General features: G+C 67.7%; 24 protein-coding genes. 8 read left to right on the top strand and 16 right to left on the bottom strand.

The features are described 5' to 3' along the window. Positions 1–7 precede the first annotated feature (7 nt). The 4 genes from ACW4E8_RS24255 to gcl form a co-directional block, all read right to left on the bottom strand. Positions 8–1,330: a glycerate kinase type-2 family protein gene (locus tag ACW4E8_RS24255; RefSeq protein ID WP_456806840.1), complete on the bottom strand. Its 1,323-nt coding sequence runs from the start codon at positions 1,328–1,330 to the stop codon at positions 8–10. Between the two features lie 66 nt (positions 1,331–1,396). Then, a complete protein-coding gene (gene glxR / locus ACW4E8_RS24250; protein WP_456806839.1) occupies positions 1,397–2,311 on the bottom strand; it encodes a 2-hydroxy-3-oxopropionate reductase in 915 nt (304 codons plus the stop codon). A gap of 269 nt (positions 2,312–2,580) precedes the next feature. Then, positions 2,581–3,363 carry a hydroxypyruvate isomerase gene (gene hyi, locus ACW4E8_RS24245; protein ID WP_035816082.1) on the bottom strand — a complete coding sequence of 261 codons (783 nt, stop codon included), beginning with the start codon at positions 3,361–3,363 and terminating at the stop codon, positions 2,581–2,583. A gap of 111 nt (positions 3,364–3,474) precedes the next feature. Then, positions 3,475–5,259 carry a glyoxylate carboligase gene (gene gcl, locus ACW4E8_RS24240; protein ID WP_456806838.1) on the bottom strand — a complete coding sequence of 595 codons (1,785 nt, stop codon included), beginning with the start codon at positions 5,257–5,259 and terminating at the stop codon, positions 3,475–3,477. A gap of 252 nt (positions 5,260–5,511) precedes the next feature. On the opposite strand from gcl, the gene ACW4E8_RS24235 reads away from it, so the two are divergent. The 3 genes from ACW4E8_RS24235 to ACW4E8_RS24225 all read left to right on the top strand — a co-directional run bounded on the left by ACW4E8_RS24235 (position 5,512) and on the right by ACW4E8_RS24225 (position 7,692). Then, positions 5,512–6,237: a hypothetical protein gene (locus ACW4E8_RS24235; protein WP_456806837.1), complete on the top strand. Its 726-nt coding sequence runs from the start codon at positions 5,512–5,514 to the stop codon at positions 6,235–6,237. Positions 6,238–6,385: 148 nt separating this feature from the next. After that, positions 6,386–7,306, top strand: a complete 921-nt coding sequence (locus ACW4E8_RS24230; protein ID WP_456806836.1) for a LysR family transcriptional regulator — start codon at positions 6,386–6,388, stop codon at positions 7,304–7,306. Between the two features lie 17 nt (positions 7,307–7,323). Beyond that, positions 7,324–7,692, top strand: coding sequence for a DUF2784 domain-containing protein (locus tag ACW4E8_RS24225; protein WP_456806835.1), 369 nt, complete (start codon positions 7,324–7,326; stop codon positions 7,690–7,692). Between the two features lie 10 nt (positions 7,693–7,702). On the opposite strand, the gene ACW4E8_RS24220 is transcribed toward ACW4E8_RS24225, so the two are convergent. The 5 genes from ACW4E8_RS24220 to ACW4E8_RS24200 all read right to left on the bottom strand — a co-directional run bounded on the left by ACW4E8_RS24220 (position 7,703) and on the right by ACW4E8_RS24200 (position 13,153). Continuing rightward, positions 7,703–8,539, bottom strand: coding sequence for a crotonase/enoyl-CoA hydratase family protein (locus tag ACW4E8_RS24220; RefSeq protein WP_456806834.1), 837 nt, complete (start codon positions 8,537–8,539; stop codon positions 7,703–7,705). Between the two features lie 98 nt (positions 8,540–8,637). Beyond that, positions 8,638–9,417, bottom strand: a complete 780-nt coding sequence (locus ACW4E8_RS24215) for an enoyl-CoA hydratase-related protein (protein ID WP_114131692.1) — start codon at positions 9,415–9,417, stop codon at positions 8,638–8,640. 42 nt (positions 9,418–9,459) lie between these two features. Further along, a complete protein-coding gene (locus tag ACW4E8_RS24210; RefSeq protein ID WP_456806833.1) occupies positions 9,460–10,263 on the bottom strand; it encodes an SDR family oxidoreductase in 804 nt (267 codons plus the stop codon). A gap of 748 nt (positions 10,264–11,011) precedes the next feature. Next, the gene (locus ACW4E8_RS24205; RefSeq protein WP_456806832.1) at positions 11,012–11,704 is read right to left on the bottom strand and encodes a GntR family transcriptional regulator; all 693 of its coding nucleotides are present in this window, start codon (positions 11,702–11,704) and stop codon (positions 11,012–11,014) included. Between the two features lie 48 nt (positions 11,705–11,752). Further along, the gene (locus ACW4E8_RS24200; protein ID WP_456806831.1) at positions 11,753–13,153 is read right to left on the bottom strand and encodes a C4-dicarboxylate transporter DctA; all 1,401 of its coding nucleotides are present in this window, start codon (positions 13,151–13,153) and stop codon (positions 11,753–11,755) included. A 426-nt stretch (positions 13,154–13,579) separates the two neighbouring features. On the opposite strand from ACW4E8_RS24200, the gene ACW4E8_RS24195 reads away from it, so the two are divergent. Together ACW4E8_RS24195 and ACW4E8_RS24190 are read left to right on the top strand one after the other, a co-directional pair. Beyond that, positions 13,580–14,836 (top strand): allantoate amidohydrolase, encoded by a 1,257-nt coding sequence (locus tag ACW4E8_RS24195; protein ID WP_456806830.1) that lies wholly within the window; start codon positions 13,580–13,582, stop codon positions 14,834–14,836. Positions 14,837–14,895: 59 nt separating this feature from the next. Next, the gene (locus ACW4E8_RS24190) at positions 14,896–16,164 is read left to right on the top strand and encodes a M20/M25/M40 family metallo-hydrolase (RefSeq protein ID WP_456806829.1); all 1,269 of its coding nucleotides are present in this window, start codon (positions 14,896–14,898) and stop codon (positions 16,162–16,164) included. Positions 16,165–16,289: 125 nt separating this feature from the next. On the opposite strand, the gene ACW4E8_RS24185 is transcribed toward ACW4E8_RS24190, so the two are convergent. The 3 genes from ACW4E8_RS24185 to ACW4E8_RS24175 all read right to left on the bottom strand — a co-directional run bounded on the left by ACW4E8_RS24185 (position 16,290) and on the right by ACW4E8_RS24175 (position 17,522). Then, the gene (locus tag ACW4E8_RS24185; RefSeq protein ID WP_456806828.1) at positions 16,290–16,562 is read right to left on the bottom strand and encodes a type II toxin-antitoxin system RelE/ParE family toxin; all 273 of its coding nucleotides are present in this window, start codon (positions 16,560–16,562) and stop codon (positions 16,290–16,292) included. Further along, entirely contained in the window at positions 16,559–16,843 is a 285-nt protein-coding gene (locus tag ACW4E8_RS24180; protein ID WP_456806827.1) for an antitoxin of toxin-antitoxin stability system, read from the bottom strand. The genes ACW4E8_RS24185 and ACW4E8_RS24180 overlap by 4 nt, the downstream gene beginning before the upstream one ends. Positions 16,844–16,940: 97 nt before the next feature. Next, positions 16,941–17,522: an N-acetyltransferase family protein gene (locus ACW4E8_RS24175; RefSeq protein WP_456806826.1), complete on the bottom strand. Its 582-nt coding sequence runs from the start codon at positions 17,520–17,522 to the stop codon at positions 16,941–16,943. A gap of 174 nt (positions 17,523–17,696) precedes the next feature. Here ACW4E8_RS24175 and arsC point away from each other — a divergent pair, with 174 nt between their 5' ends. After that, positions 17,697–18,056 carry an arsenate reductase (glutaredoxin) gene (arsC, locus tag ACW4E8_RS24170; RefSeq protein ID WP_456806825.1) on the top strand — a complete coding sequence of 120 codons (360 nt, stop codon included), beginning with the start codon at positions 17,697–17,699 and terminating at the stop codon, positions 18,054–18,056. Between the two features lie 88 nt (positions 18,057–18,144). On the opposite strand, the gene ACW4E8_RS24165 is transcribed toward arsC, so the two are convergent. The 3 genes from ACW4E8_RS24165 to ACW4E8_RS24155 form a co-directional block, all read right to left on the bottom strand. Further along, positions 18,145–18,372: a hypothetical protein gene (locus tag ACW4E8_RS24165; protein ID WP_456806824.1), complete on the bottom strand. Its 228-nt coding sequence runs from the start codon at positions 18,370–18,372 to the stop codon at positions 18,145–18,147. Positions 18,373–18,579: 207 nt separating this feature from the next. After that, a complete protein-coding gene (locus ACW4E8_RS24160; protein ID WP_456806823.1) occupies positions 18,580–19,236 on the bottom strand; it encodes an exonuclease in 657 nt (218 codons plus the stop codon). A gap of 4 nt (positions 19,237–19,240) precedes the next feature. Next, positions 19,241–19,891, bottom strand: a complete 651-nt coding sequence (locus ACW4E8_RS24155; RefSeq protein WP_456806822.1) for an MBL fold metallo-hydrolase — start codon at positions 19,889–19,891, stop codon at positions 19,241–19,243. Between the two features lie 280 nt (positions 19,892–20,171). Between ACW4E8_RS24155 and ACW4E8_RS24150 the strand changes: the two genes are divergently transcribed. Next, positions 20,172–20,948 (top strand): septal ring lytic transglycosylase RlpA family protein, encoded by a 777-nt coding sequence (locus tag ACW4E8_RS24150; RefSeq protein ID WP_456806821.1) that lies wholly within the window; start codon positions 20,172–20,174, stop codon positions 20,946–20,948. An 87-nt stretch (positions 20,949–21,035) separates the two neighbouring features. Here ACW4E8_RS24150 and rsmI read toward each other — a convergent pair whose 3' ends face one another. After that, complete coding sequence (gene rsmI, locus ACW4E8_RS24145; RefSeq protein WP_456806820.1) at positions 21,036–21,944, bottom strand: 16S rRNA (cytidine(1402)-2'-O)-methyltransferase; 909 nt, start codon at positions 21,942–21,944, stop codon at positions 21,036–21,038. Between the two features lie 18 nt (positions 21,945–21,962). Here rsmI and ACW4E8_RS24140 point away from each other — a divergent pair, with 18 nt between their 5' ends. Further along, the gene (locus ACW4E8_RS24140) at positions 21,963–22,358 is read left to right on the top strand and encodes a YraN family protein (RefSeq protein ID WP_340530996.1); all 396 of its coding nucleotides are present in this window, start codon (positions 21,963–21,965) and stop codon (positions 22,356–22,358) included. Positions 22,359–22,394: the final 36 nt, after the last annotated feature.

Here is a 22,394-nt window from a genome sequence, read left to right as displayed (position 1 = left end):
TGCAGGCCTACACAATCAGGATGGCGCGGAAGTCATTCACGTTGGTGCGGGTCGGGCCGGTGACGATCAGGTCGTCCACGCCGGCAAAGAAGCCATAGCCGTCGTTGTTGTCCAGGTGCGCGCGCGCCGACAGCCCGCGCGCGGCGGCGCGGGTCAGGGTGTCAGGCGACAGCAGCACGCCGGCGTTGTCCTCGGAGCCGTCGATGCCGTCGGTGTCGCCGGCGATCGCGTGCACGCCGGCCAGGCCGTCGAGCGCCACCGCCAGCGCCAGCAGGAACTCGGCATTGCGCCCGCCGCGGCCCTTGCCGCGCACGGTCACAGTGGTCTCGCCGCCGGACAGGATCAAGCAGGGCTTGCTGAAGGGCTGGCCGCGCTGCGCGACCTGGCGCGCGATGGCGGCATGCACTTCGGCCACTTCGCGGGCTTCGCCTTCGATGCAGTCGGACAGGATGTGCGCCTCGTAGCCCAGTTCACGCGCGCGGACGGCTGCGGCCTCCAGCGATTGCTGCGCGGTGGCCAGCGTCACGTTGCGGTGGCCTTCGAAGCGGGCATCGCCGGGCTTGGGCGTTTCGCCGGCGCCGCTTTCCAGGTGGGCGCGCACGTTGGCGGGAACTTCAATGCCGTACTTGGCGATGACGGCCAGCGCGTCGGCGCAGGTGGTCGCGTCGGGCAGCGTCGGGCCGCTTGCGATCAGGGTCGGGTCATCGCCGGGGATATCGGAAATCAGCAGCGTCTCGACGCGTGCCGGGGCGCAGTGCAGCGCCAGGCGTCCACCCTTGAGCGCGGACAGGTGCTTGCGCACGCAGTTCATCTCGCCGATGCTCGCGCCGCTGCGCAGCAGGGCCTTGTTGACCGCCTGCTTGTCGGCCAGCGAGATGCCGGGTGCGGGTGCGGCCAGCAGCGCCGAACCACCGCCGGAGATCAGGCACAGCACCAGGTCGTCGGCAGTCAGGCCCTGCACCAGTTCCACCATGCGTTGCGCGGCGCGCTGGCCGGCTTCGTCGGGAACAGGGTGCGCGGCTTCCACCACTTCAATGCGCTGGCAATCGGCACCATGGCCGTAGCGCGTCACCACCAGGCCCGACAGCTCGCCTTGCCAGTTCGCCTCGACCGCCTGCGCCATCGCGGCAGCGGCCTTGCCGGCGCCGATCACTACCGTGCGGCCCTTGGGCGGCGTGGGCAGGTGCGGCGGCAGGCAGTGGCTGGCGCTGACGGCAGCGACCGCGGTGTCGAACAGGTCGCGCAGCAACGCGCGCGCGTCGGACTGTCCGGGATGCGCTGCGGCGCGCTGGGGCGAGAGCAGGGCGGCTTGAGGTTCGGTGGCGAGCATGAAAAGTCCTGGTGCTGACGGGGAAAGCTAGTCGTCCCCGCAGGGCGGGGACGACGTGGTTGCTGCTTACTTGGCGATCTGGTGGTTAGACATGATCTCGATCGCGCGGCACAGGGCCGAATGGTCCTGCTTGCCAAGGCCGTTGGCGGCGCAGGTATTGAACAGCTCCTGCGCGGTGGCGGTATTGGGCAGTGCCACGCCCAGTGCCTTGGCACCCTGCAGCGCCAGGTTCAGGTCCTTCTGGTGCAGTTCGATGCGGAAGCCCGGGTCGAAGGTGCGCTTGACCATGCGCTCGCCGTGCACTTCCAGGATGCGCGAGGCCGCAAAGCCGCCCATCAGCGCCTGGCGCACCTTGGCCGGATCGGCGCCGGCCTTGGAGGCGAACAGCAGGGCTTCGGACACGGCCTGGATGTTCAGCGCCACGATGATCTGGTTGGCCACCTTGGTGGTCTGGCCGTCACCGTTGCCACCGACCAGCGTGACGTTCTTGCCCATCAGGTCGAACAGCGGCTTGACCTGGTCATAGGCTTCCTGCGGGCCGCCGACCATGATCGTCAGCGTTGCGGCCTTGGCGCCCACTTCACCGCCCGACACCGGCGCGTCCAGGTACGAGGCGCCCAGCTTGTTGATGCGCGCGGCGAAGTCCTTGGTGGCGATCGGCGAGATCGAGCTCATGTCGACCACGATCTTGCTGTGGCTGGCTTCCTTGCCGGCGGCCTTGAACGCGGCGGCCACGCCCTTTTCGCTGAACAGCACGGCTTCCACGTGCGGGGTGTCCGGCACCATGATGACGATGATGTCGGCACGCTTGGCGACTTCCTCGGCGCTGGTGCAGACGGTCACGCCTGCATCGACCAGCGCCTGCGGGGCCGGGTTGACGTCATGCACGAACAGCGTGTGGCCGGCGGCGCGCAGGTGGCCCGCCATCGGTGCGCCCATGATGCCCAGGCCGATGAAGCCGACGTTGCGATTGGTTGCCATTGTGGTGTCTCCTTGATTAAGAACTGAATCGAAGCCAGCGGTGTTGGGTGCGCCAAAGACGCTCGAACTGGCCTATGTAAGGTGTTCTCCCTCCCCCCTCATGGGGAGAGGGTTGGGGTGAGGGGTGGTTTGGCTAGGAGCCACATCGAGCGGGGCCTTCGGTTTTTTGAAAGCTCCATGGCTCCGGCAAGCGCCGGCCCTCACCCCCGCCCCTCTCCCGCAAGCGGGAGAGGGGAGCAAACAAGCGGGATTTGAAGACTGACAGGCTGTTACTGCACGCCGTGCTCGGCGCGCCAGCCCAGGCCGGCTTCGGTGGTGGTCTTGGGCTTGTATTCGCAGCCGATCCAGCCGGTGTAGCCGATCTCGTCCAGGAACTTGAACAGGTACTGGTAGTTCAGTTCGCCGGTGCCGGGTTCGTTGCGGCCGGGGTTGTCGGCCAGCTGCACGTGCTTGATCTTCGGCAGGTTGGCCTTGATGGTGTTGGCGATCTCGCCTTCCATCCGCTGCATGTGGTAGATGTCGTACTGCACGTACAGGTTGGGCGCATTGACCTGGTTGATCAGGTCCACGGCCTGCTGCGTGCGCGACAGGAAGAAGCCGGGGATGTCGAAGGTGTTGATCGGCTCGACCAGCAGGTCGATATGCTCGGCGGCCAGCGCGCTGGCGGCGAAGCGCAGGTTTTCCACCAGCGTTTCCTGGGCCTGCTCGCGCTTGACGTTCTGCGGCTGGATGCCGACCAGGCAGTTCAGCTGGCGCACGCCCAGCACCTTGGCGTACTTGATGGCCTCGCCCACGCCGTCCTGGAACTCGCCGACGCGGTCCGGGTGGCAGGCAATGCCGCGCTCGCCCGCTTCCCACTTGCCGGCGGGCAGGTTGTGCAGCACCAGGTCCAGCTGGAAGCGGTTCAGGCGGTCAGCGATCTGGTCCGCGTGGAAGGCATAGGGGAAGAGGAATTCCACGCCGCGGAAGCCCGCGCGCGCGGCGGCTTCGAAGCGGTCGAGAAAACCCACTTCGTTGAACAGCATGGTGAGGTTGGCCGCAAGTTTAGTCATGAGTCTCTCCGGTTTAGTTGTGTTGTCGTTCTGCCGGTGCAGAACCGGTGATACAGGGGCGCTGGATTTGCGCGGGCCGTAGCCCGCGCTTCCATGTTGGAATGGTGCTGCTTACGCCGTTTCCACTTCTTCCTTCAGGATCGCTTCCTCGATGTCCTCGATGTCTTCGATCGGCTCGAACTCGTTGACGTTGTCGATCTCGGTGCCCATCGCGATATTGGTCACGCGCTCCAGGATCACCTCGACCACCACCGGCACCGAGAACTCGGCCATCAGGTCGCGCGCTTCGGCAAAGGCCGGGGCGATGTCTTCCGGCTTGAACACGCGGATCGCCTTGCAGCCCAGGCCCTCCACCACCTTGACGTGGTCCACGCCGTAGCCGTTCAGCTCAGGGGAATTGACGTTGTCGAAGGCCAGCTGCACGCAGTAGTCCATCTCGAAGTTGCGCTGCGCCTGGCGGATCAGGCCGAGGTAGGAGTTGTTCACCACCACGTGGATGTACGGCACCTTGAACTGCGCGGCCACGGCCAGCTCTTCGATCATGAACTGGAAGTCGTAGTCGCCCGAGATCGCCACCACATCCGAATCCGGCGAAGCGGTCTTCACGCCGATCGCGGCCGGGATGGTCCAGCCCAGCGGGCCGGCCTGGCCGCAGTTGATCCAGTGGCGCGGCTCATTGACCGACAGGAACTGGGCCGCGGCGATCTGCGACAGGCCGATGGTGCTGACGTAGCGCACGTCGCGCGGGAAGTACTGGTTCATCTCGCGGTACACGCGCTGCGGCTTGACCGGGACGTTGTCGAAGTCGCTCTTGCGCTGCAGGGTGCGGCGGCGCTTCTGCACGTCGGCCACCCACGACTTGCGGCACGGCAGGCGGCCGGCCATCTTCATTTCGCGGGCAACTTCAACGAACAGTTCCAGCGCGGCCTTGGCGTCCGACACGATGCCCAGGTCCGGGCCGAACACGCGGCCGATCTGGGTGGGCTCGATATCGACGTGCACGAACTTGCGGCCCTTGGTGTAGACATCGACGCTGCCGGTGTGGCGATTGGCCCAGCGGTTGCCGATGCCCATCACGAAGTCCGAAGCCAGCAGCGTGGCGTTGCCATAGCGGTGCGAGGTCTGCAGGCCGACCATGCCGGCTTGCAGCGGGTGGTCGTCGGCCAGCACGCCCCAGCCCATCAGGGTCGGCACCACCGGCACGTTGACCAGTTCGGCAAACTCGACCAGCAGTTCCGACGCGTCAGCGTTGATCACGCCGCCGCCGCAGACGATCAGCGGGCGCTCGGCCGCGTTCAGCATCGAGATGGCCTTCTCGATCTGGGCGCGCGAGGCGGCCGGCTTGTACGGCTGCAGCGACTGGTAGGTGTCGATATCGAATTCGATCTCGGCCACCTGCACGTCGAACGGCAGGTCGACCAGCACCGGACCCGGGCGGCCCGAACGCATGATGTGGAACGCTTGCTGGAACACTTGCGGCACCAGTGCCGGCTCGCGCACGGTCACGGCCCACTTGGTCACGGGCTTGGCGATCGATTCAATATCGACGGCCTGGAAGTCTTCCTTGTACAGGCGCGCGCGGGGGGCCTGGCCGGTAATGCAGAGGATGGGGATCGAATCGGCCCAGGCCGAGTACAGGCCGGTGATCATGTCGGTGCCGGCGGGGCCCGAGGTGCCGACGCAGACGCCGATGTTGCCCGGCTCAGCACGGGTGTAGCCTTCGGCCATGTGCGAGGCGCCCTCGACGTGGCGGGCCAGCACGTGGTTGATGTTGCCCGACTTGCGCATTGCGGAGTAGAACGGGTTGATGGCCGCGCCCGGCACGCCGAATGCCGTGGTCACGCCTTCCTTCTCCAGCACGGCGATTGCCGCGTCGATTGCTCTCATCTTTGCCATGATCTTGTCTCCAGTGATGGTGTGAATTCCGTTGGAGTCGATCCTATTCCCGCAGGCGGGGTGGGATAAACAGAAGGGAGATCAGTTGATTCGATACCTGGGGTACGTAATATCGCCTTGGAAGCCAGATCGGACGGTCGGTGGGCGTACGCCGGGGTACGCAATTGGATATGTGGTGTGACGGTACGGGCACGCGGCGCAGCGGTGGGTACGGGCCGGCGCCGGCGGGCCGCCGCTGCGCAGTGCGGCAAAATGGCGGGATTCCTCGCCATCCGGGCCGACCATGTATTCCAGGCGCCGTCTACCTACGAACTGCTTGAAGCGCTTGCCGCCGCCCCGCCCAGGCCGGCCGCCGACCCTCCGGCGCCGGGCGGCCGCCTCGGGCGTTCGCTGTGGGCTGGATTTATCGCGGCGCTGGTCGCGACCATCCTGAGCGGCGCGGCCCTGGCCGTCTGGCGGTTGTGGCTGAAGCACCCGGTGCCGCTGTGGTCGCTGCGGACCTTCGAGGCGCTGCTGGCCCTGTCGGCCGCCTGCTATGTCGGCGCCGGGCTGGCGCGCGCCGGCACCGTGCTGGCCAGGCTGCGCCATCCGCTGCGCTGGCAGGCCGCCGAGATGGACCGCCACAGCGCGGCCGAGGATGCGCTGCTGCGCCGGCTGGCGCGCATCCCGCCGCAGCAGCTGCAGGCGCGCCAGCGGCGCGTGGCGCTGCAACTGCGGTTGTGGGAAGGTGCTGCGCGCACCCTGGCAGTGCTCCTGGCACTGGCGCCGGCTGCGATCGTGGTGGCCGCACTGCCGCGCCAGCAGGCCATGGCCGGGGCGCTGCTGTGGCTTTACGGCGTGATGGTGGTGACCGGGGCGGCCTGCTACCTGTACCTGCACGTGCAATGCAGCCGGCCGCTGCGACGGCTGGCCCATGTGCTGGGCGAAGCGGCCGAGATGAACGCGCAGGTCAGGGCGCGGGCGGCTCCAGCCGCCTGATTCCGCACAGGCGCCGGGTGATGCGGCGTGCCCCTGGCAGCCGCCCTGACGCGGCCGTATGCGGATGCCGCGATCCTGCTCATCAGCCGCGCAGGGATGCCACATCCCCGGGGATGCCGCACAATGGCGCCCGGGAGACGAATATCCGATGGACAAACTCAAGCAAATCGAAGCCTTTATCGCCGTGGTGGAGCACGGCAGCATGGCGGCCGCGGCGCTCACGCAGAACGTGACGCCGGTGATGATCGGCCGCCGCATCAACGCGCTGGAAGCCCGCATCGGCGTCAAGCTGCTGCACCGGTCCACGCGCCGCATCGCCGTGACCGAGCAGGGCGCGGTGTTCATGGAGCAGTGCAAGAAGGCGCTGGCCGACCTGGACCGCGCCGAGATGCTGATTGCCGAAGGCAAGCACAAGGCCACCGGCCACCTGATCGTTTCGGCACCGGCAGCGTTCGGGCGCAAGCACGTGGCACCGCACGCGCCGGCGTTCCTCTCGACCAACCCGGAAGTGCAGATCTCCTTCAACCTGACCGACCGCGTGGTCGACCTGGTGCGCGAAGGCTATGACGTCGGCATCCGCATCGGCGGCGCCATCGACCCGAACTTTGTCGCGATCAAGCTGGCGTCGAACAAGCGCGTGGTGTGCGGCACGCCGGCGTACTTTGCCAAGTACGGCGTGCCGCAGACGCTGGACGACCTGGCCCAGCACAACTGCCTGGCGTTCAACCTGCAGGGCGGCCAGCAGCGCGGCTGGTACTTCAGCCAGAACGGCAAGACCGTGACCGTGCGCGTCAACGGCAACCTGGACTGCAACGACGGCGAGCTGCTGCACCGCTGGACCGGCGAGGGCCTGGGCCTGGGCTGGCGCTCGACCTGGGAGATCCTGCCGCAGCTGGAGAGCGGCGAGCTGATCACGGTGCTGGACGAATACGCGCTGCCGGCCTACGACATCCTTGCCGTGTACCCGCAGCAGCGCCCGGTGCCAGCCAAGATCCGTTTCTTCATCGAGCACCTGAAGGCGCAGTTCGCGCGCCCAGGCTACTGGATGGACACGGCGGGCGGCAACTGACGCCGCCGCCGAGCGCGATGCCGATCACAGCCTGGCTGGCCGACCTGGTGGTCATCGTGCACGGGTTGTTTATCCTGTTCGTGGTGGCGGGCGGCCTGCTGGTATTGCGCTGGCCGCGTGTCGCATGGCTGCACCTGCCCGCGGCAGTGTGGGGCGTGCTGATCGAATGGTCCGGCTGGATCTGCCCGCTGACGCCGCTTGAAAACTCGCTGCGCCAGGCGGCGGGGCAGGCGGGCTACAGCGGCGGGTTTGTCGAGCGCTACCTGTTGCCGCTGATCTATCCGGCGGGGCTTACGCCTGCGGTGCAACTGTGGCTCGGCGCGGTGGTGCTGGCGGTCAACGTGGCGGTCTATGCGCTGTGGTGGCGCCGACGGCGCCGCCACTGAGCGCGTTGCTTCAGCCCGCCGGCTCGAAGCGCGGCGCGCGCTTCTGCATATTCGCCAGCACTGCCTCGCGCTGGTTGGGCGAGCCGACCAGCCGGTCCTGCTCATCGGACTCGGCCTGCAGGATCTGCGCATTGTCGCCGCGCTCCACCACCGCCATCAGGCGCTTGGCGGCGCGGATCGCGTCCGGGTTCTTCTGTGCCACCTGGCGCGCGGCTTCCAGCGCCGCGGCGCGCGGGTCGTCAGCAAGGTAGGTGCCCAGGCCCAGTTCGCAGGCTTCGGTGCCGCTCAGCACGCGCGCGCTGTAGATCAGCTCGCGCAGCACGTCGGGGCGCACCAGGCCGCGCGTGAGCACCATGCCGGCCATGTCGGGCACCAGCCCCCATTTCAGCTCCATGACCGACAGCCTGGTATCGGGCGCGACGTAGCGTACGTCCGCCCCCAGCGCCACCTGCAGCCCGCCGCCGAACGCCACGCCGTGCACCGCCGCGAACACCGGCACCGGCAGTTCGCGCCAGACCATGCACGCGTACTGCGGGCGATTGGAAATGCCGTGGGTGCGCTTGCCGAGGCGGCCCGCGCCGATGCTGTCGTTGTGGGATTCGCCGCCACCGTCGGACAACATGCCCGCCATGCGGCCCATGTCCAGCCCCGCGCAGAAGGCGCGGCCTTCGCCGGACAGCACCACCGCGCGCAGGTCGGGCATGCGCGCCAGTTGCTCGCCGGTCTCGATCAGCGCCTCGAACATGGCCTGGTCGAGCGCATTCATCTTGTCGGGGCGGTTCAGGCGGACATCGGCGACGCCGTCTTCGATCGTGACGAGGATACGTTCGTTGCTGCTGGCGCTCATGCGCGGGCTCCTTTGGATGCGGGTTGTGGGTTTGATGGCGATGCGGCAGCGCGTCGACAAAGACCACGTCGTCGGGCTCCCGCCAGCGCACCGCGCGCTCAACGGCCCTTGAACTGCGGCTTGCGCTTCTCCATGAAGGCGGCCACGCCTTCCTTGCAGTCATCGCTGCGGCTGGCGCGCGACTGCAGCGTGGCTTCCACTTCCAGCTGCGCGGCCAGGTCGTTGTCGAAGCTCTGGTTGAGGGCTTCCTTGATCATGCCGTAGGCCATGGTCGGCATGGTGGCCAGGTGGCGGGCCAGCTTGCCGGCCTCGTCCTGCAGCGCGTCGTCGGCGTGGACCTTCCACACCAGGCCGATGCGCTGGGCTTCCTCGGCATCGATCTTCTCGGCCAGGATGGCCAGCGCGCGGGCGCGCATCTCACCGGCATAGCGCGGCACGAAGTAGGTGCTGCCGGCGTCCGGGATCAGGCCGATCTTGGAGAAGGCCTGCAGGAAGCTGGCCGAGCGAGCCGCCAGCACTACGTCGCCCGCCAGCGCCAAGCTCATGCCGGCACCGGCGGCCACGCCGTTGACCGCGGTGACGACCGGCTTGGGCATCTGGCGCAGCGCCATGATGATCGGGTGGTAGCGCTCGCGCAGCAGCGTGCCGGAATCGGTGATGCCATCCTTGCCGCGCGCGGCCAGGTCGGCGCCGGCGCAGAAGCCGCGGCCCGCGCCGGTGATCAGCACGGCGCGCACGCCGGCGTCGCCGGCGGCGCGCTCCACGCCCTCGCGCAACTCGCGCATCAGGTCGCCGTTCATCGCGTTGAGCACGTCCGGGCGGTTCAGGGTCAGCGTGGCCACGCCTTCGCTGGCTTGATAGAGGACGGATGCCGTCATGGGTGGTTCTCCTGGTCTCGTGGTCGGTATTCGGTACGGTGATTACTGCGGCTTCTTCAGCGCGTCGGCGGAGGCGTCGCCCAGCTTGCTGCCGCCGTCGCAGTCGAGGATGGTGCCGGTGACGTAGTGCGCGTTGTCGCTACTCAGGTACATCGCGGCATCGGCGATATCGTCCTTGGTGCCGTAGTCGCGCAGCGCCAGGCGGGCCTTGTAGCGGGCTTCGATCTCCGGCGTGGGTGCCAGCCGCGCCATGCCTTCGGTGTTGGCGATCGGGCCGGGCGAGATGCCGTTCACGCGCACGCCGGCCGGGCCCCATTCCATCGCCAGGCACTTGATCAGCATGTTGATGCCGGCCTTGGCGGCGCAGGCATGGGCCTGGAACATCATGGCGTTGACCGCCTGCGGCGCGGTGATCGCGATCAGCGATGCACCCGGCTTGGCCAGGTGGTCGAAGCTGGCGCGGAACACGTTGAAGGTGCCGAGCAGGTCGATATCGACCACGGTCTTGAAGGCATTGGCCGACATGCCGACCACGGGCGCCAGGAAGTTGCCCGCGGCGCCGGAGATCACCACGTCGATCGGCCCCAGTTCGTCCTGCGCGCGCGCAAAGGCCGCTTCCACGGCAGCATAGTCGCGCACGTCGGCGGCCATGCCGATGGCGGTGCCGCCGGCCGCGGTGATGGTGTCGGCGGCGGCCTGGATGCGCTCGGCGGTGCGGCTGATCAGCGCCAGCTTCGCCCCGGCGCGCGCGAAGCCGTGCGCGATGCCGAGGTTGATGCCGGAGGAGGCGCCGGCGACGAATACGGTCTTGCCGGCAAAGGCGTCGGGGCGGAAGGCACTGGGCATGGGAAGTCCTCTCGATCGATGGTCAGGCGATGCGGGCCGCGATCCGGCGGCAGGCAGGACCGTGGCGGGGCGAAATGCAGGGGAGGGCGAGTGTCCTGTTCCGCAAATACCTTGCCATGAAATCGCCCAGTTGGCCGCCATGCGTCGTTGCTCGTCGTTGCCATAGCTACGGCTATGGCGCCTCCTCGCGCCTAGCCTGACGACCAACTGGGCGATTTCATTTTGGCAAGTTATCTACGGAACAGGACACTAGCGCCGGCGGCGTGGCTGCACGGCAGGTATCGCGCGATGGCGCATGACGGTCTCCATGTTTCTGTTCCGGTGTGCGTCCGCCCCGGGTGCTGCGGGGGGGCGGCGCCGGCCTCTGGCTCGGGCCTCCGGCATCCTAACCCGAAGCCGGGATTCGATTTCGCGTATTGCCGGCAATGCCGGCCGCCGCGGACGCAACAATGGGGGCGCCGGGAACGCCGCCCGGGCGCTGCAACTAGCTGGCAGGAAAGGGAAAAACGGGTGCGGGGCTGCGTGGCGGCCACGGGGCGGGACAGGGCGCCATTCCGCAGCGCAAAACCCAGTCCTCAGAAAAAAGAAAGCCCGCACACTGTTGCAGCGTGCGGGCAGCCTTCCGACGATGAGGTGCCGGAAGGCGGAGTGCTCATGAAGTGCGCCCCCGCGTCTTCATGGCGGGGTCAAGTGTGCGCGCGGGCCGCAGGGGCCGCTTTGACTCACGTCAAGCGGTCGCTGCGGAGGCCTACGCCAGCAGCGCGGTCACCAGGTCCTTGCCGCGCGACACCGGCGCGGTTTCCTCGAAATGCAGCGCACCTTCCACGTGGCCCAGGTGGTCCACCATCAGCGCGACGGCCCGCTCGACATCGCCGGCACGGGCGGCCTCGATAAACTCCCGGTGCTCGTCCGACGAGCAGGCCGCATCGCGGCGCGACTGGTACAGCATGGTGATGACCGCGCTGCGCGTCGACAGCTCGCGCATCATCTCGGTCAGCACGCCGTTGCCGACCACCTCGGCCAGCACGATATGGAAGTCGCCCAGCAGGCGGGTGCGCACCTGCGCATCGTTGCCCGTCAGCGCCTTGCGCTCGGCCGCCAGGTGCTTGTCAATCCGCTTGTAGTCGGCGGGCGTCGCCTTGGCGACGAACTCGCGCGCCAGCGCCGCTTCCAGGATGCGGCGCACCGCGAAGACCTCGCGCGCTTCTTCCGCGCTGGGCTTGGCGACGAAGGCGCCCTTGTCCGGCACCATCTGGATGACCTTGTCCTTGGACAGCATCAGCAGCGCCGCGCGCACCTTGGTGCGGCTGACGCGGTAGACGCTGGCCAGGGCCTCCTCGCGCAGCTTGGTGCCGGGCGGCAGGCGGTGCGAGACGATCGCCGCGACAATGTCTTCGGCGATCGCTTCGGCGGTCATGTCAGGATCGATATGCTCGGGCATGGCAGCGCACTTGCGCAGAGGCTGCGCGGTAGGGGAGATGCCGTGATTCTAGCGCCCCGGCACAGGGACAGGAGAACCGGTGGTGACGCCGTCCTCCGCCATTGCCGCCAGACCCGCATCCAGGTCGGTCGCTTCGATGGTGCCGTTGAGCACGCCATGGGCCCGTTCGCGATCGATATCCTTCTCCCAGGCGGCCACCACCACGGTGGCCACGCAGTTGCCGATCAGGTTGCCCAGCGCGCGCGCGATGCCGATGAACCAGTCCACCGACAGCACCAGCACCAGCCCGATCGCCGGGATCGCCGGGTGCGCCGACAGCGTCGCCGCCAGGATCACGATGGCCGAGCCGGGGATGCCGTGCGCGCCCTTGGAGGTGACCAGCGCCACCGCCAGGATGCCAAGCAGGTCGCCCATCGCCAGCGGCGTGTTGGTGGCCTGGGCGATAAACACTGCGGCCAGCGTCAGGTAGATCGAGAACGCATCCAGGTTGAACGAGTAGCCGGTCGGGATCACCAGGCCCACCACCGACTTCTTGATGCCCATGAACTCCAGCTTCTTCATCACCTGCGGCAGCACGCTGTCGGACGAGGCCGTGCCCAGCACCACCAGCAGCTCGGCGCGCAGGTAGCGGATCAGCTTGATCACCGAGAAACCGCACACGCGCATGATCGTGCCCAGCACCACCAGCACGAAGATGATCACTGCGCCGTAGAACAGGAACACCAGGAAGCCGAGCTGCTTGAGCGAGCCGATGCCGTACTTGCCCACGGTGAAAGCCACCGCGCCCAGCACGCCCAGCGGCGCCAGCTTGATGATGAAGCCCATCATCTTGAACAGCGTGTGCGAGAAGGTGTCGATCAGCCTGACCAGCGGCCGGCCCGGTTCGCCCACCAGCGACAGCGCGCAGCCGAACAGGATCGAGACCAGCAGCACCTGCAGCACGTCGCCGTTGGCAAAGGCGCCGAACACGGTATTGGGGATCAGCTTGAGCAGGAAGTCGACCGTGCCCTGGTCCTTCACCTTGGTGGCGTTGTCGATGAAGCCGGCGATGGCCGACGCGTCGAGCGAACGCGGGTCGACATTCATGCCGACGCCGGGCTGGAACACATAGGCCAGCAGGATGCCCAGCGCCAGCGCGATGGTGGTGACGATCTCGAAATACACCACTGCCTTGATGCCGACGCGGCCGACCTTCTTCAGCTCGCCCGCGCCGCAGATGCCGGCCACCACCACGCAGAACACGATCGGGCCGATCAGCATCTTGATCAGCTTGATAAAAGCATCGCCAAGCGGCTTGAGCTTGGCGGCGAATTCGGGGAATGCCAGGCCGAGTGCCGTACCAATCACCAGGGCAATCAGCACCTGGCCAAACAGCGAACGGGTGAAGCGGGTGTGCAAACGGGGCTGGGGAGCGCCGGGGCGGGGCTGCGAGGGAACTGCATGCTGCATGGTTGTCTCCGTACCGGGCCGGTCCGGCGCCTGTCCATTGGTTGGCGCTGGCTGGCCCATCTGATCCAGGAATCACCGGCGGCCCCGTACTGCTCTACTGGCGGGTGGCTGCCGGCCTTACGTTCCGTGCGGGGCTTCCGGGTCGGGAGCGCGCCACCTCGCGGACAGCCCCCCTGTTGAGGCGGAATCCACGCAATCTCCTGTCCGGACCGGATTGTCCGCGGCAAATTGTCTGAACGTGGAAGCGAATATAGTGCATATCATTTTTGTATGCAATTTTTGAATTCACTGTGCTAACATGAATCGCACAGAATAGAGCTTCGGCCCGGGCGCCCCGCCCGCGCCGGCAGGCCTTGCGGCAGACGCCGGCGGGCCTTGCCGGACCACCCGCCGCGGCGTTCACGCACTTCCAGCAGGAGACAACGCATGGCAGCAAATCCGTCGCCGTCCGCCGCAGAGACTGGCACGCGCATCATGGCCTGGGCCGAAGCCCTGGCCGCCCACACCGAGCAGCCCGGCATGCTCACCCGTACCTACCTGACCGAGGCCCACCACGGCGCCGCCGCGCAGCTGACCGAATGGATGCAGCAGGCCGGCATGACGGTGCGGCGCGACGCCGCCGGCAACGTGATCGGCCGCTATGAGGGCACCACGCCCGACGCGCCCGCGCTGCTGACCGGTTCGCACTTCGACACCGTGCGCGACGGCGGCCGCTATGACGGCAACCTCGGCGTGATCCTGCCGACCGCGTGCGTGGCCGAATGGAACCGCCAGGGCAAGCGCTTCCCGTTTGCGATCGAAGTGGTCGGCTTTGCCGAGGAAGAGGGCGTGCGCTTCAAGGCCACGCTGCTGGGCAGCCGCGCCATCGCCGGCACCTTCGACAACAACGTGCTGGACAACGTCGACGACAGCGGCAAGACCATGCGCCAGGTAATGCGCGAGGCCGGTTTCGACGCCGCTGCCTTGCCCGCCGCCAGGCATGACCGCAGCAAGGTCGCGGCCTTCATCGAAGTCCATATCGAACAAGGTCCGGTGCTGCTCAATGAAAACCTGCCGGTGGGCGTGGTGACCGCCATCTCCGGCGCCACCCGCTTTATCGTCGAGCTCGAAGGCCTGGCCGGACACGCCGGCACGGTGCCGATGGACATGCGCCGCGACGCCGCCATGGCCGGGGCCGAGATCGGCCTGTATATCGAGCAGCGCTGCGGCGGCAAGCCGGGCCTGGTCGGCACGGTCGGCCAGTTCAACGTGCCCAACGGTGCCGCCAACGTGGTGCCCGGCCATGCGGTGTTCTCTATCGACATCCGCTCGGGCATTGACGCCGAGCGCGAGGCCGCCGCCAACGACGTGCTGGCCGAGGTCGAGCGTGTCTGCGCGCGCCGCAACGTGCGCGCGCAAGTGCGCAAGACCCACGAGGCGAAGAGCGTGCCGTGCGCCCCGTGGCTGCAAGAGCAATGGGCCGCCGCGATTGCCCGCCAGGGCGTGCCGGTGCGCCACCTGCCGTCGGGCGCCGGCCACGACGCCATGGCCATTGCCGCCATCGCCGACGTCGCCATGCTGTTTGTGCGCTGCGGCAACGGCGGCATCAGCCACCATCCCACCGAAACCATGACCGCCGAGGATGCCGCCCTGTCCGCGCGCGTGTTCAGCGATTTCGTCGAGCACTTCCGCCTGCCGCAGTAGGCCAGCGCAGATCCCCCGGAACCCACCCGAACCCTCCTCCGTAGTTAAGAGAACAAGTCATGACCGCACGAGACAATATGAACCCCACTGAAACCACGCTGACGCAATTCATCGACCAGCACCGTCCGGAACAGGAAGCCTTCCTGGCCGAACTGGTCAAGGTTCCCTCGGACAACCCCGCAGGCGACTGCGACGCCCATGGCAAGCGCGCCAAGGAACTGCTGGAGGGCCTGGGTTTCACGGTGGAGGCGCACAAGGTGCCGGACGAGCTGGTGAAGGCAGCCGGCATGATCAGCGCCTCCAACCTGATCGTGCGCAAGCAGTTCGGCACGGGCGGCCCGACCATCGCCATGAACGCCCACGGCGACGTGGTGCCCCCGGGCCTGGGCTGGACCAAGGACCCGTACGGCGGCGAAGTGGCCGACAGCGAGCACGGCCCGGTCATGTACGGCCGCGGCGTGGCGGTGTCCAAGTCGGATTTCGCCACCTACACCTACGCCGTGCTGGCGCTGATGGAAGCCGAGAAGCAGGGCGCCAGGATCAACGGCGCGGTCGAGCTGCAGTTCACCTATGACGAGGAAACCGGCGGCGACATCGGTCCCAAGTTCCTGCTCGACAACAACCTGAGCAAGGCCGACTACGCCATCTCGGCCGGCTTCTCGTACGGTATCACCTCGTCGCACAACGGCTGCCTGCACGTCGAAGTGACGGTCAAGGGCAAGCAGGGCCACGCCGCCATGCCGCACACCGGCGTGGACGCGATCGAGGCCGCCACCCACATCCTGCAAGCCATCTACGGCCTGCGTGCCGAGCTGGCGACGCGCAAGTCCAAGGTGCTTGGCATCGACACCGCCACGCTGAACGTGGGCCTGATCAAGGGCGGCATCAACACCAACGTGGTGCCTGACCTGGTGACCTTCCGCGTCGACCGCCGCATGATCCCCGAGGAAATCGGCTTCGACGCCGAAGGCGAGCTTCGCGCCGTGGTGGAAAAGGCCGCCAAGGACCGTCCGGGCATCGAAGTCAAGGTCGAGCGCATCATCCTGGCCGAGCCGCTGTCGGAACTACCGGGCGTGGAAAAGCTGATCGGCGCCCTGAAGAGCCGTGCCGAGTCCATGTTCGGCGTGGAGATCCCGGTGCAAGGCGTGCCGCTCTACACCGATGCCCGCCACTACACCAAGCGCGGCATCCCGACCGTGCTGTACGGCGCCGGCCCGCGCACGCTGATGGAAGCCCGCGGCCATAACTCGGACGAGAACCTGCGCCTGAACGACCTGAACCGTGCGACCAAGGTGGTGGCGCTGGCGCTGTCGGACCTGATGAAGTAAGTCATTTCGATTGAGCCGGACCGCCAATAAGCGGTTGGCCAATGCAAAAGCGCCACGGAGACCCCGTGGCGCTTTGCTTTTATGTTCTCGACCTGTTGCACAGGTTGCCAACGTCACTTTGCACCCTAGGAGGGGCGCCGCGATGTGTGCGCGATCCCCACAATCCAGATCACTCCTTCGTTGAGTTCGTAAATCAGTCGGTAGTGCTCGTGCGCCACGAATTCACGAGCGCTCGGCGAGCGGCCTGCCGTTCCAAGTTCAGGGAACTTCTGCAGCCGCGCAGCCGCCTCATTGAACCGCTTTTCCATCCGGACAGCGGCAACCGGATCATGCTGTGCGATGAAGCTCCGGATCGCTGTACGTTGTTGCAGTGCCTGTGGCGTCCAAATGAGCCTCAAGCTTTCCGCAATATCGCGGCACACCACTCGGCGGACTCGGCTTCCACCTGCTCGTTTGGAATGCCGATGCCGGCACGCATCGAAGCCCTGCCTTCCTCAACCATCTGCTGGAAAAGGACCTCGTCGTCGCGGGCTTGTTGGCGCCGCGCCAGATACTCGCGCACCAGCGCCTCAGCAATCTGCGAGGTGGTAAGGCCCTCAGCCGCGGCCTCGGCTATGAATGCGTCACGCAATTGCGGGTTCAGCGTGAGAATGAACGTGGTCTCTTCCGACACAAGCATGTCCAATGTCCTTGTAATGACGAAGTATAGGCATTGTCGATACCAGGACACCTGCGCGACTATGGGACACGTCTGAACTTGCCGCGGCCGATTCCGCCTACTCCGGCAGCGTTGTCGCCCCCGCCCCCAGCACCCGCTGCATCAGCACCGTATCGATCCATTGCCCATGCTTGAACCCCACCGCCTCCAGCCGGCCGACGGTGCGGAAGCCCAGCCGCTCATGCACGGCCAACGAACCGGCGCCTTCGCCGCCGGCGGTGCAGGCGATCACGGCGACCATCTGGCGCCACGGCCCGGTCTCGCAGCGGGCGACCAGTTCGGCCAGCAGGGCCTGGCCCAGGCCCTCGCCGACGCGGCGGTGGTCGATATAGATCGAGTCCTCGATGGCAAAGCGGTAGGCGCTGCGCGCGCGGTAGGCCGACGCATAGGCGTAGCCCAGCACCTCGCCGTCGCGCTCGGCGACCAGGTAGGGCAGGCGCTTGCGGTGCACTTCGGCAAAACGCTGCTGCATCTCGTCCAGGCTCGGCGGCGCTTCCTCGAACGAGGCGCGGCCGTGCAGCACATGGTGCGCGTAGATGGCGTGGATGGCGGGGACGTCGGCGGGCGTGGCGTCGCGCAGGGTGAAGGGTTTGCGTGTGCCGGCGGACGGCGTCGTGGCGGAAAGGGTAGTGGAAGTCATCGGGAATGGTGCCCTATGCAAGGACTTGGGGCAACGCAGGATGCGTGCCGGGCACATGCACCAGCGTGATGCTGCGCGAGGCCCGGTGTCTTGTATATAGTGCGGATTGATTTGCACCGCATTAGTGCCAACGCCCCGGGGCGGGGCACGGAAACGACAAGAAAGGACCCTGCCATGATCACCATCTACCACAACCCCCGCTGCTCCAAGTCGCGCGAAACGCTCGCCCTGGTCCAGGCCGCCAGCGAGCGGCTGGGCGAACCGGTGGAAATCGTGGAATACCTGAAAGAGCCGCCGTCGCTGGCCACGCTGCGCCAGTTGCACACCATGCTGGGCGTGCCGGTGCGCGAGATGCTGCGCGACAACGAAGCGCCGTTTGCCGAGCTGGGCCTGGCCGATCCCGGCCTGACCGAGGCCGAGCTGCTGGCCGCCGTGGCCGACAACCCGATCCTGTTGCAGCGCCCGGTGGTGGTGCGCAACCGCCGCGCCGCGATCGGCCGGCCGCCCGAGAACGTGGCGCCGCTGCTGGCCTGAGCCAGCCAATGCACGGCCCCAAATAAAACCGGCCCCCACGTTGTGGGGGCCGGCCGGTGCTTGAGGCAAACAGCTTCAGGCGGGTCGTCTAATGAACACCCAGCCAGTGCATGGCCTCCTGACCGAAAGCGATGGCCGCCAGCACGACCAGCAGCACCACCAGCGTCACCGTGCTGATGTATAGCGTGGCCTTGGCGACTTCGGCGTCCTCATCCGAGGTGTGGCGATGGGTAATGGGCGTGGCGCCCCGCGTGGCATGCGGCCAATGGATCCGGCCGGCCAGGTCTTTCAAGTGCAGGTCGGTATGAAAACGCATGATCGACACCTCCTCGGCAGGCGCCGCGCGATCCGGGCAACATGACTCAAACGGCATATGGCGTGGCTGCGCAAGTGCGCCGGATGATCTGTGGCTCGTTTCGCCCGGTACGCCATATCCGCTTCTACTATAGGCGCGCTGGCGTCAGATGCGAACGCAAGCCTGCAAGGGGCGTGCCGCCCGGGCTGCCGCAGCGCAGTAACCGGTTCAGGGTTGCCCGGGCGCAGGTGAGGGCTCGCTAGCGTCCGCTGCCGCGTCGGACGCCAGGCTGGCCAGTGCGGCCTCGCGCTCACGCAGCGTAGCCAGCATGTTGCAGAACAGCGCACCCTGTTCGAGCGCATCGTCCAGCGCCACATGGGTGTGCGGCAGCGGATCCATCCAAGCGGCCGGGAAGGCCGCCTTGACGGTCTTGCGATAGGGGCGCCCGGTCAGCGCAAAGCCCAGCGTCTTGATGTCGAGGGCGGCCCAGCCAAAGGGCGAGCGCCCGGCGAACCGCGTCATGTACCAGAACATCCAGGTGAAATCGAAGCCGGCCGGGAAGGCCACGAAGACCGGCTTGCCGGGCAGGCTCTCGACCCATTCGACATAGCGGACCATGGCGTCCTCGGGGCGCTGCAGGTCGCGCCGGCAGGCGCTCCAGGCTTCGGGCTGGGTTTGCCACCACTGCATCTGCACCGGGTGGCCGGCGGCGCCGGGCAGGGTCTCGAGATTGGCGGAGAACGTGGCCACCACGGTCTTGTCCGCCAGCATCGCCGCGGACGCGAACGACAGCATCGAATGCGGGCCCGGGATCGGGCCGTCGGCTTCCACGTCGGTGCTGACGTAGATCTCCGGGCGGGTGTCGGGCGCCTGTCGCTTGGCCACGGCCTCAGCCCACGTCGAGCAGGTGATCGGCCACGAACGGGTTGTTGCGGCGTTCCTCGCCGAAGGTGGAGACCGGGCCGTGCCCGGGGATGAAGGTCACGTCCTCGCCCAGCGGCCACAGCCGCGTGCGGATCGAGCGGATCAGGTCGGCGTGGTTGCCGCGCGGGAAGTCGGTGCGGCCGATCGAGCCGGCGAACAGCACGTCGCCCACCACTGCCAGCCGGTTGGCGCGCGAGAAGAACACCACGTGGCCGGGCGTGTGGCCGGGGCAGTGGTAGACCTCCAGCGTCTCGTTGCCGAACTGCACGGTGTCGCCGTTCTCCAGCCAGCGGTCTGGCTCGAAGCTCTCGGCCTGGCCGAAGCCGAAGCGGCGCGTCTGCTCGGGCAGCTGCTCGATCCAGAAGCGCTCGTCCTGCTGCGGGCCTTCGATCGGGATGCCCAGCTCGCGCGCGAGCGCCGCGGCGCCGGCGCAGTGATCGACATGGCCATGCGTCAGGAAGATCTTTTCCAGCGTGACGCCTTGCTCTTTCACCGCCGCGCGGATGCGATCCAGGTCGCCGCCGGGATCGCAGACAGCGGCGCGGCCGGTGCTTTCATCGATCAGCAGCGAACAGTTTTGCTGGAAGGGCGTGACGGGAATGAGCAGGGCTTTCATGGACGATTTCTTGTGCGCCGGGCGCCTTCTGGCCGGGCGCCACGGACTGTCCCGCACGGACGGCGGGCGGTGCCCAGCATTGTAGCGCCGGGCGGCGATTCGCCGCCCCGATGCAAGTCGTGTGCTTTACGCGTTACCCGCGCGAAAGCCCCGTCTCGGGCGGGAATCCCTTGCCACAAGCGGGATTCCGGGCAGATAGGCCACGATGGTGCGAAATCGCACAGATTTCGTAACAAAATGAAAGAGATAGTCGTAAAGAGTCAATGTTAGACTGCCGCCCATGTTACGGATCTCCGCTCTCGCTAAGCGCTGGCAACGGCTGGCCAAGCTCAGCGCATGCACCGCATGCGCCGTGGTGCTGGCCGCCTGTGCCACGCCCCCTGAAGGCGACAACGCAAGCAACGACAACGCTGGCGCCGTGCCCACGCGCGCGGCAAAGAACGGCAAGGCCGGCAAGCCCGATCGCACCGACGCCGACAAGTCCGCGCGTGCCCCGCGCTCCTCGGACGGCGGCAGCTGGAACCTGTTCGGCTATGACGCGGACGAAGGCCGCAGCGGCAGCTCGCTGGACGGCCTGCGCGCGGACATCGGCACGTTCGAGCAGCGCGGCGTTTCGTCCTGGTACGGCAAGGGCTTCCACGGCCGCAAGACCGCCAACGGCGAACGCTTCGACATGCGCGCCATGACCGCCGCCCATCCGTCGCTGCCGCTGGACAGCTGGGTGCTGGTGCGCAACCTGCGCAATAACAAGGTAGCAGTGCTTCGCATCAATGACCGCGGGCCGTATCACGGCAACCGCGTACTGGACGTGTCCTACGGCGCCGCACGCCGCCTCGGCTTTGTCGAACGCGGCGCGACCAACGTCGAAATCCGCCGCCTGACGCGCACTGAAGTGGCCGCGCTGGGTCCGCAGGTCGATGCCGGCGGCACCGAGGCCGGCGACGGCAGCGGCGACGACGACGTATCCGTGCCGGAACTGGCCAACTCGCTGGCGCCCGCCAAGGCGCGCAATTCGACCAAGGCCAGCGGCAAGACCGTCAAGCGCACACGGCGCTGACCAGGGCAGCGCCGCCGCATGCCGCCGCGCGCTGACACCTCTGCTTTACTTTCCTCCTCCCAATCCCGGGACCACGCGCGGGCCGCGTCAGTCCTCTGCCTGCCCCGCGCGCTGTGCCAGCGCCAGCTGGTAGAGCGCATCGGTGCCGGCGCCGGTGATCGCGGCCGCCAGCTTGGCGGCGCGCTTGGCCGGCAGTTCCGCCAGCAGCAGCGCCAGCACGCGCTGGGCTTCGGCATCCGGCAAGCCATCCGCGGCAGTTGCCGCGCCAGCGCCTTCCACCACCAGCACGAATTCCCCCTTGGCCCGGTTCGGGTCGGCGGCCAGCCAGGCCGGCGCCTGCGCCACCGGCAGCACCGCGATGTCCTCAAACAGCTTGGTCAGTTCACGCCCGACCAGCAGCCGGCGCTCGCCTGGCAGGCCCGCGGCCAGCGCTGCCAGCGTGTCGGCAATGCGGTGCGGCGCCTCGTAGCAGACCCAGGCGTGGTCCAGCGCCGCCAGCCGGGCGATGGCCTCGGTGCGCGCCTTGGGCTTGCTGGGCAGGAAGCCGACAAAGGTGAAGCGGCCCTCGCCGGCATCGAGCATGTCGCCCGCCACCGACAGCGCGGCCACCGCGGCACTGGGGCCGGGCAGCGGCACCACCGGATGGCCGGCGGCGCGCACCGCCTCGACCAGGCGCGCACCCGGGTCGGAGATGCCCGGCGTGCCGGCGTCCGAGACGTAGGCGATGCGCTCGCCGGCCGCCAGGCGCGCCGTGATGCGGCCCGCGGCCTCGCGCTCGTTGTGCTCGTGCACGGCCACCAGCGGCCGATGCAGGCCCACGCGCGACAGCAGCTGGCCGGTATTGCGGGTGTCTTCGCAGGCCACGGCGTCGGCCAGGCCGAGCACATGCAGCGCGCGCAGCGACAGGTCGGCGACGTTGCCGATGGGCGTGGCCACGACATAAAGGGTGCCGGCCGGGTAGGACTGGCTGGCCGCCAGGGAGATCCAGTCACTCATGCTTGAGAACTTCCGTTGATGCGATCATTCAAATCCACCACGCAGTTGCAAACCACACAGCTACGCGGTGCGCAGGCGGAGGACCGGGCCCTGGCACACCTGCGGCGCCAGGGCCTGGAGCCCGTGGTTCGCAATTATCGCTGCAAAGGCGGCGAGATCGACCTGGTCATGCGCGCGCCGGACGGCACGCTGGTGTTCGTGGAGGTGCGCCAGCGCAGCGGCCGGGGCTTCGGCGGCGCGGCGGCCAGCGTCACGCCGGCCAAGCAGCGCCGCGTGCTGCTGGCGGCCGCGCACTACCTGGCCACGCTGGCCCAGGTGCCGCCGTGCCGCTTCGACGTGGTGGCCCTGGAACCCGGCCGGCTGGACTGGCTGCAGCATGCCTTTGACCAGGATGCCGCCGGGGCTGGTTCATAATGCGCGGCAGACCCTAAGGTACGATCCGCGGATCGC

Source organism: Cupriavidus sp. CP313 (assembly GCF_054072015.1).
Note: the sequence above shows the minus strand (reverse complement) of the source record. Positions and strands in the feature narration are given on the sequence as shown.

Excerpts from the sequence above, each read along its gene's own strand:
- ACW4E8_RS24200 (WP_456806831.1), bottom strand. The coding sequence starts at position 13,153 with ATGCAGCATGCAGTTCCCTCGCAGCCCCGCCCCGGCGCTCCCCAGCCC.
- ACW4E8_RS24255 (WP_456806840.1), bottom strand. The coding sequence starts at position 1,330 with ATGCTCGCCACCGAACCTCAAGCCGCCCTGCTCTCGCCCCAGCGCGCC.
- ACW4E8_RS24190 (WP_456806829.1), top strand. The coding sequence starts at position 14,896 with ATGACCGCACGAGACAATATGAACCCCACTGAAACCACGCTGACGCAA.
- arsC (WP_456806825.1), top strand. The coding sequence starts at position 17,697 with ATGATCACCATCTACCACAACCCCCGCTGCTCCAAGTCGCGCGAAACG.
- ACW4E8_RS24195 (WP_456806830.1), top strand. The coding sequence starts at position 13,580 with ATGGCAGCAAATCCGTCGCCGTCCGCCGCAGAGACTGGCACGCGCATC.
- ACW4E8_RS24140 (WP_340530996.1), top strand. The coding sequence starts at position 21,963 with ATGCGATCATTCAAATCCACCACGCAGTTGCAAACCACACAGCTACGC.
- ACW4E8_RS24215 (WP_114131692.1), bottom strand. The coding sequence starts at position 9,417 with ATGACGGCATCCGTCCTCTATCAAGCCAGCGAAGGCGTGGCCACGCTG.
- glxR (WP_456806839.1), bottom strand. The coding sequence starts at position 2,311 with ATGGCAACCAATCGCAACGTCGGCTTCATCGGCCTGGGCATCATGGGC.
- ACW4E8_RS24230 (WP_456806836.1), top strand. The coding sequence starts at position 6,386 with ATGGACAAACTCAAGCAAATCGAAGCCTTTATCGCCGTGGTGGAGCAC.
- ACW4E8_RS24155 (WP_456806822.1), bottom strand. The coding sequence starts at position 19,891 with ATGAAAGCCCTGCTCATTCCCGTCACGCCCTTCCAGCAAAACTGTTCG.
- ACW4E8_RS24180 (WP_456806827.1), bottom strand. The coding sequence starts at position 16,843 with ATGCTTGTGTCGGAAGAGACCACGTTCATTCTCACGCTGAACCCGCAA.
- rsmI (WP_456806820.1), bottom strand. The coding sequence starts at position 21,944 with ATGAGTGACTGGATCTCCCTGGCGGCCAGCCAGTCCTACCCGGCCGGC.
- ACW4E8_RS24220 (WP_456806834.1), bottom strand. The coding sequence starts at position 8,539 with ATGAGCGCCAGCAGCAACGAACGTATCCTCGTCACGATCGAAGACGGC.
- ACW4E8_RS24235 (WP_456806837.1), top strand. The coding sequence starts at position 5,512 with ATGGCGGGATTCCTCGCCATCCGGGCCGACCATGTATTCCAGGCGCCG.
- ACW4E8_RS24165 (WP_456806824.1), bottom strand. The coding sequence starts at position 18,372 with ATGCGTTTTCATACCGACCTGCACTTGAAAGACCTGGCCGGCCGGATC.
- gcl (WP_456806838.1), bottom strand. The coding sequence starts at position 5,259 with ATGGCAAAGATGAGAGCAATCGACGCGGCAATCGCCGTGCTGGAGAAG.
- ACW4E8_RS24210 (WP_456806833.1), bottom strand. The coding sequence starts at position 10,263 with ATGCCCAGTGCCTTCCGCCCCGACGCCTTTGCCGGCAAGACCGTATTC.
- hyi (WP_035816082.1), bottom strand. The coding sequence starts at position 3,363 with ATGACTAAACTTGCGGCCAACCTCACCATGCTGTTCAACGAAGTGGGT.
- ACW4E8_RS24175 (WP_456806826.1), bottom strand. The coding sequence starts at position 17,522 with ATGACTTCCACTACCCTTTCCGCCACGACGCCGTCCGCCGGCACACGC.
- ACW4E8_RS24205 (WP_456806832.1), bottom strand. The coding sequence starts at position 11,704 with ATGCCCGAGCATATCGATCCTGACATGACCGCCGAAGCGATCGCCGAA.
- ACW4E8_RS24150 (WP_456806821.1), top strand. The coding sequence starts at position 20,172 with ATGTTACGGATCTCCGCTCTCGCTAAGCGCTGGCAACGGCTGGCCAAG.
- ACW4E8_RS24225 (WP_456806835.1), top strand. The coding sequence starts at position 7,324 with ATGCCGATCACAGCCTGGCTGGCCGACCTGGTGGTCATCGTGCACGGG.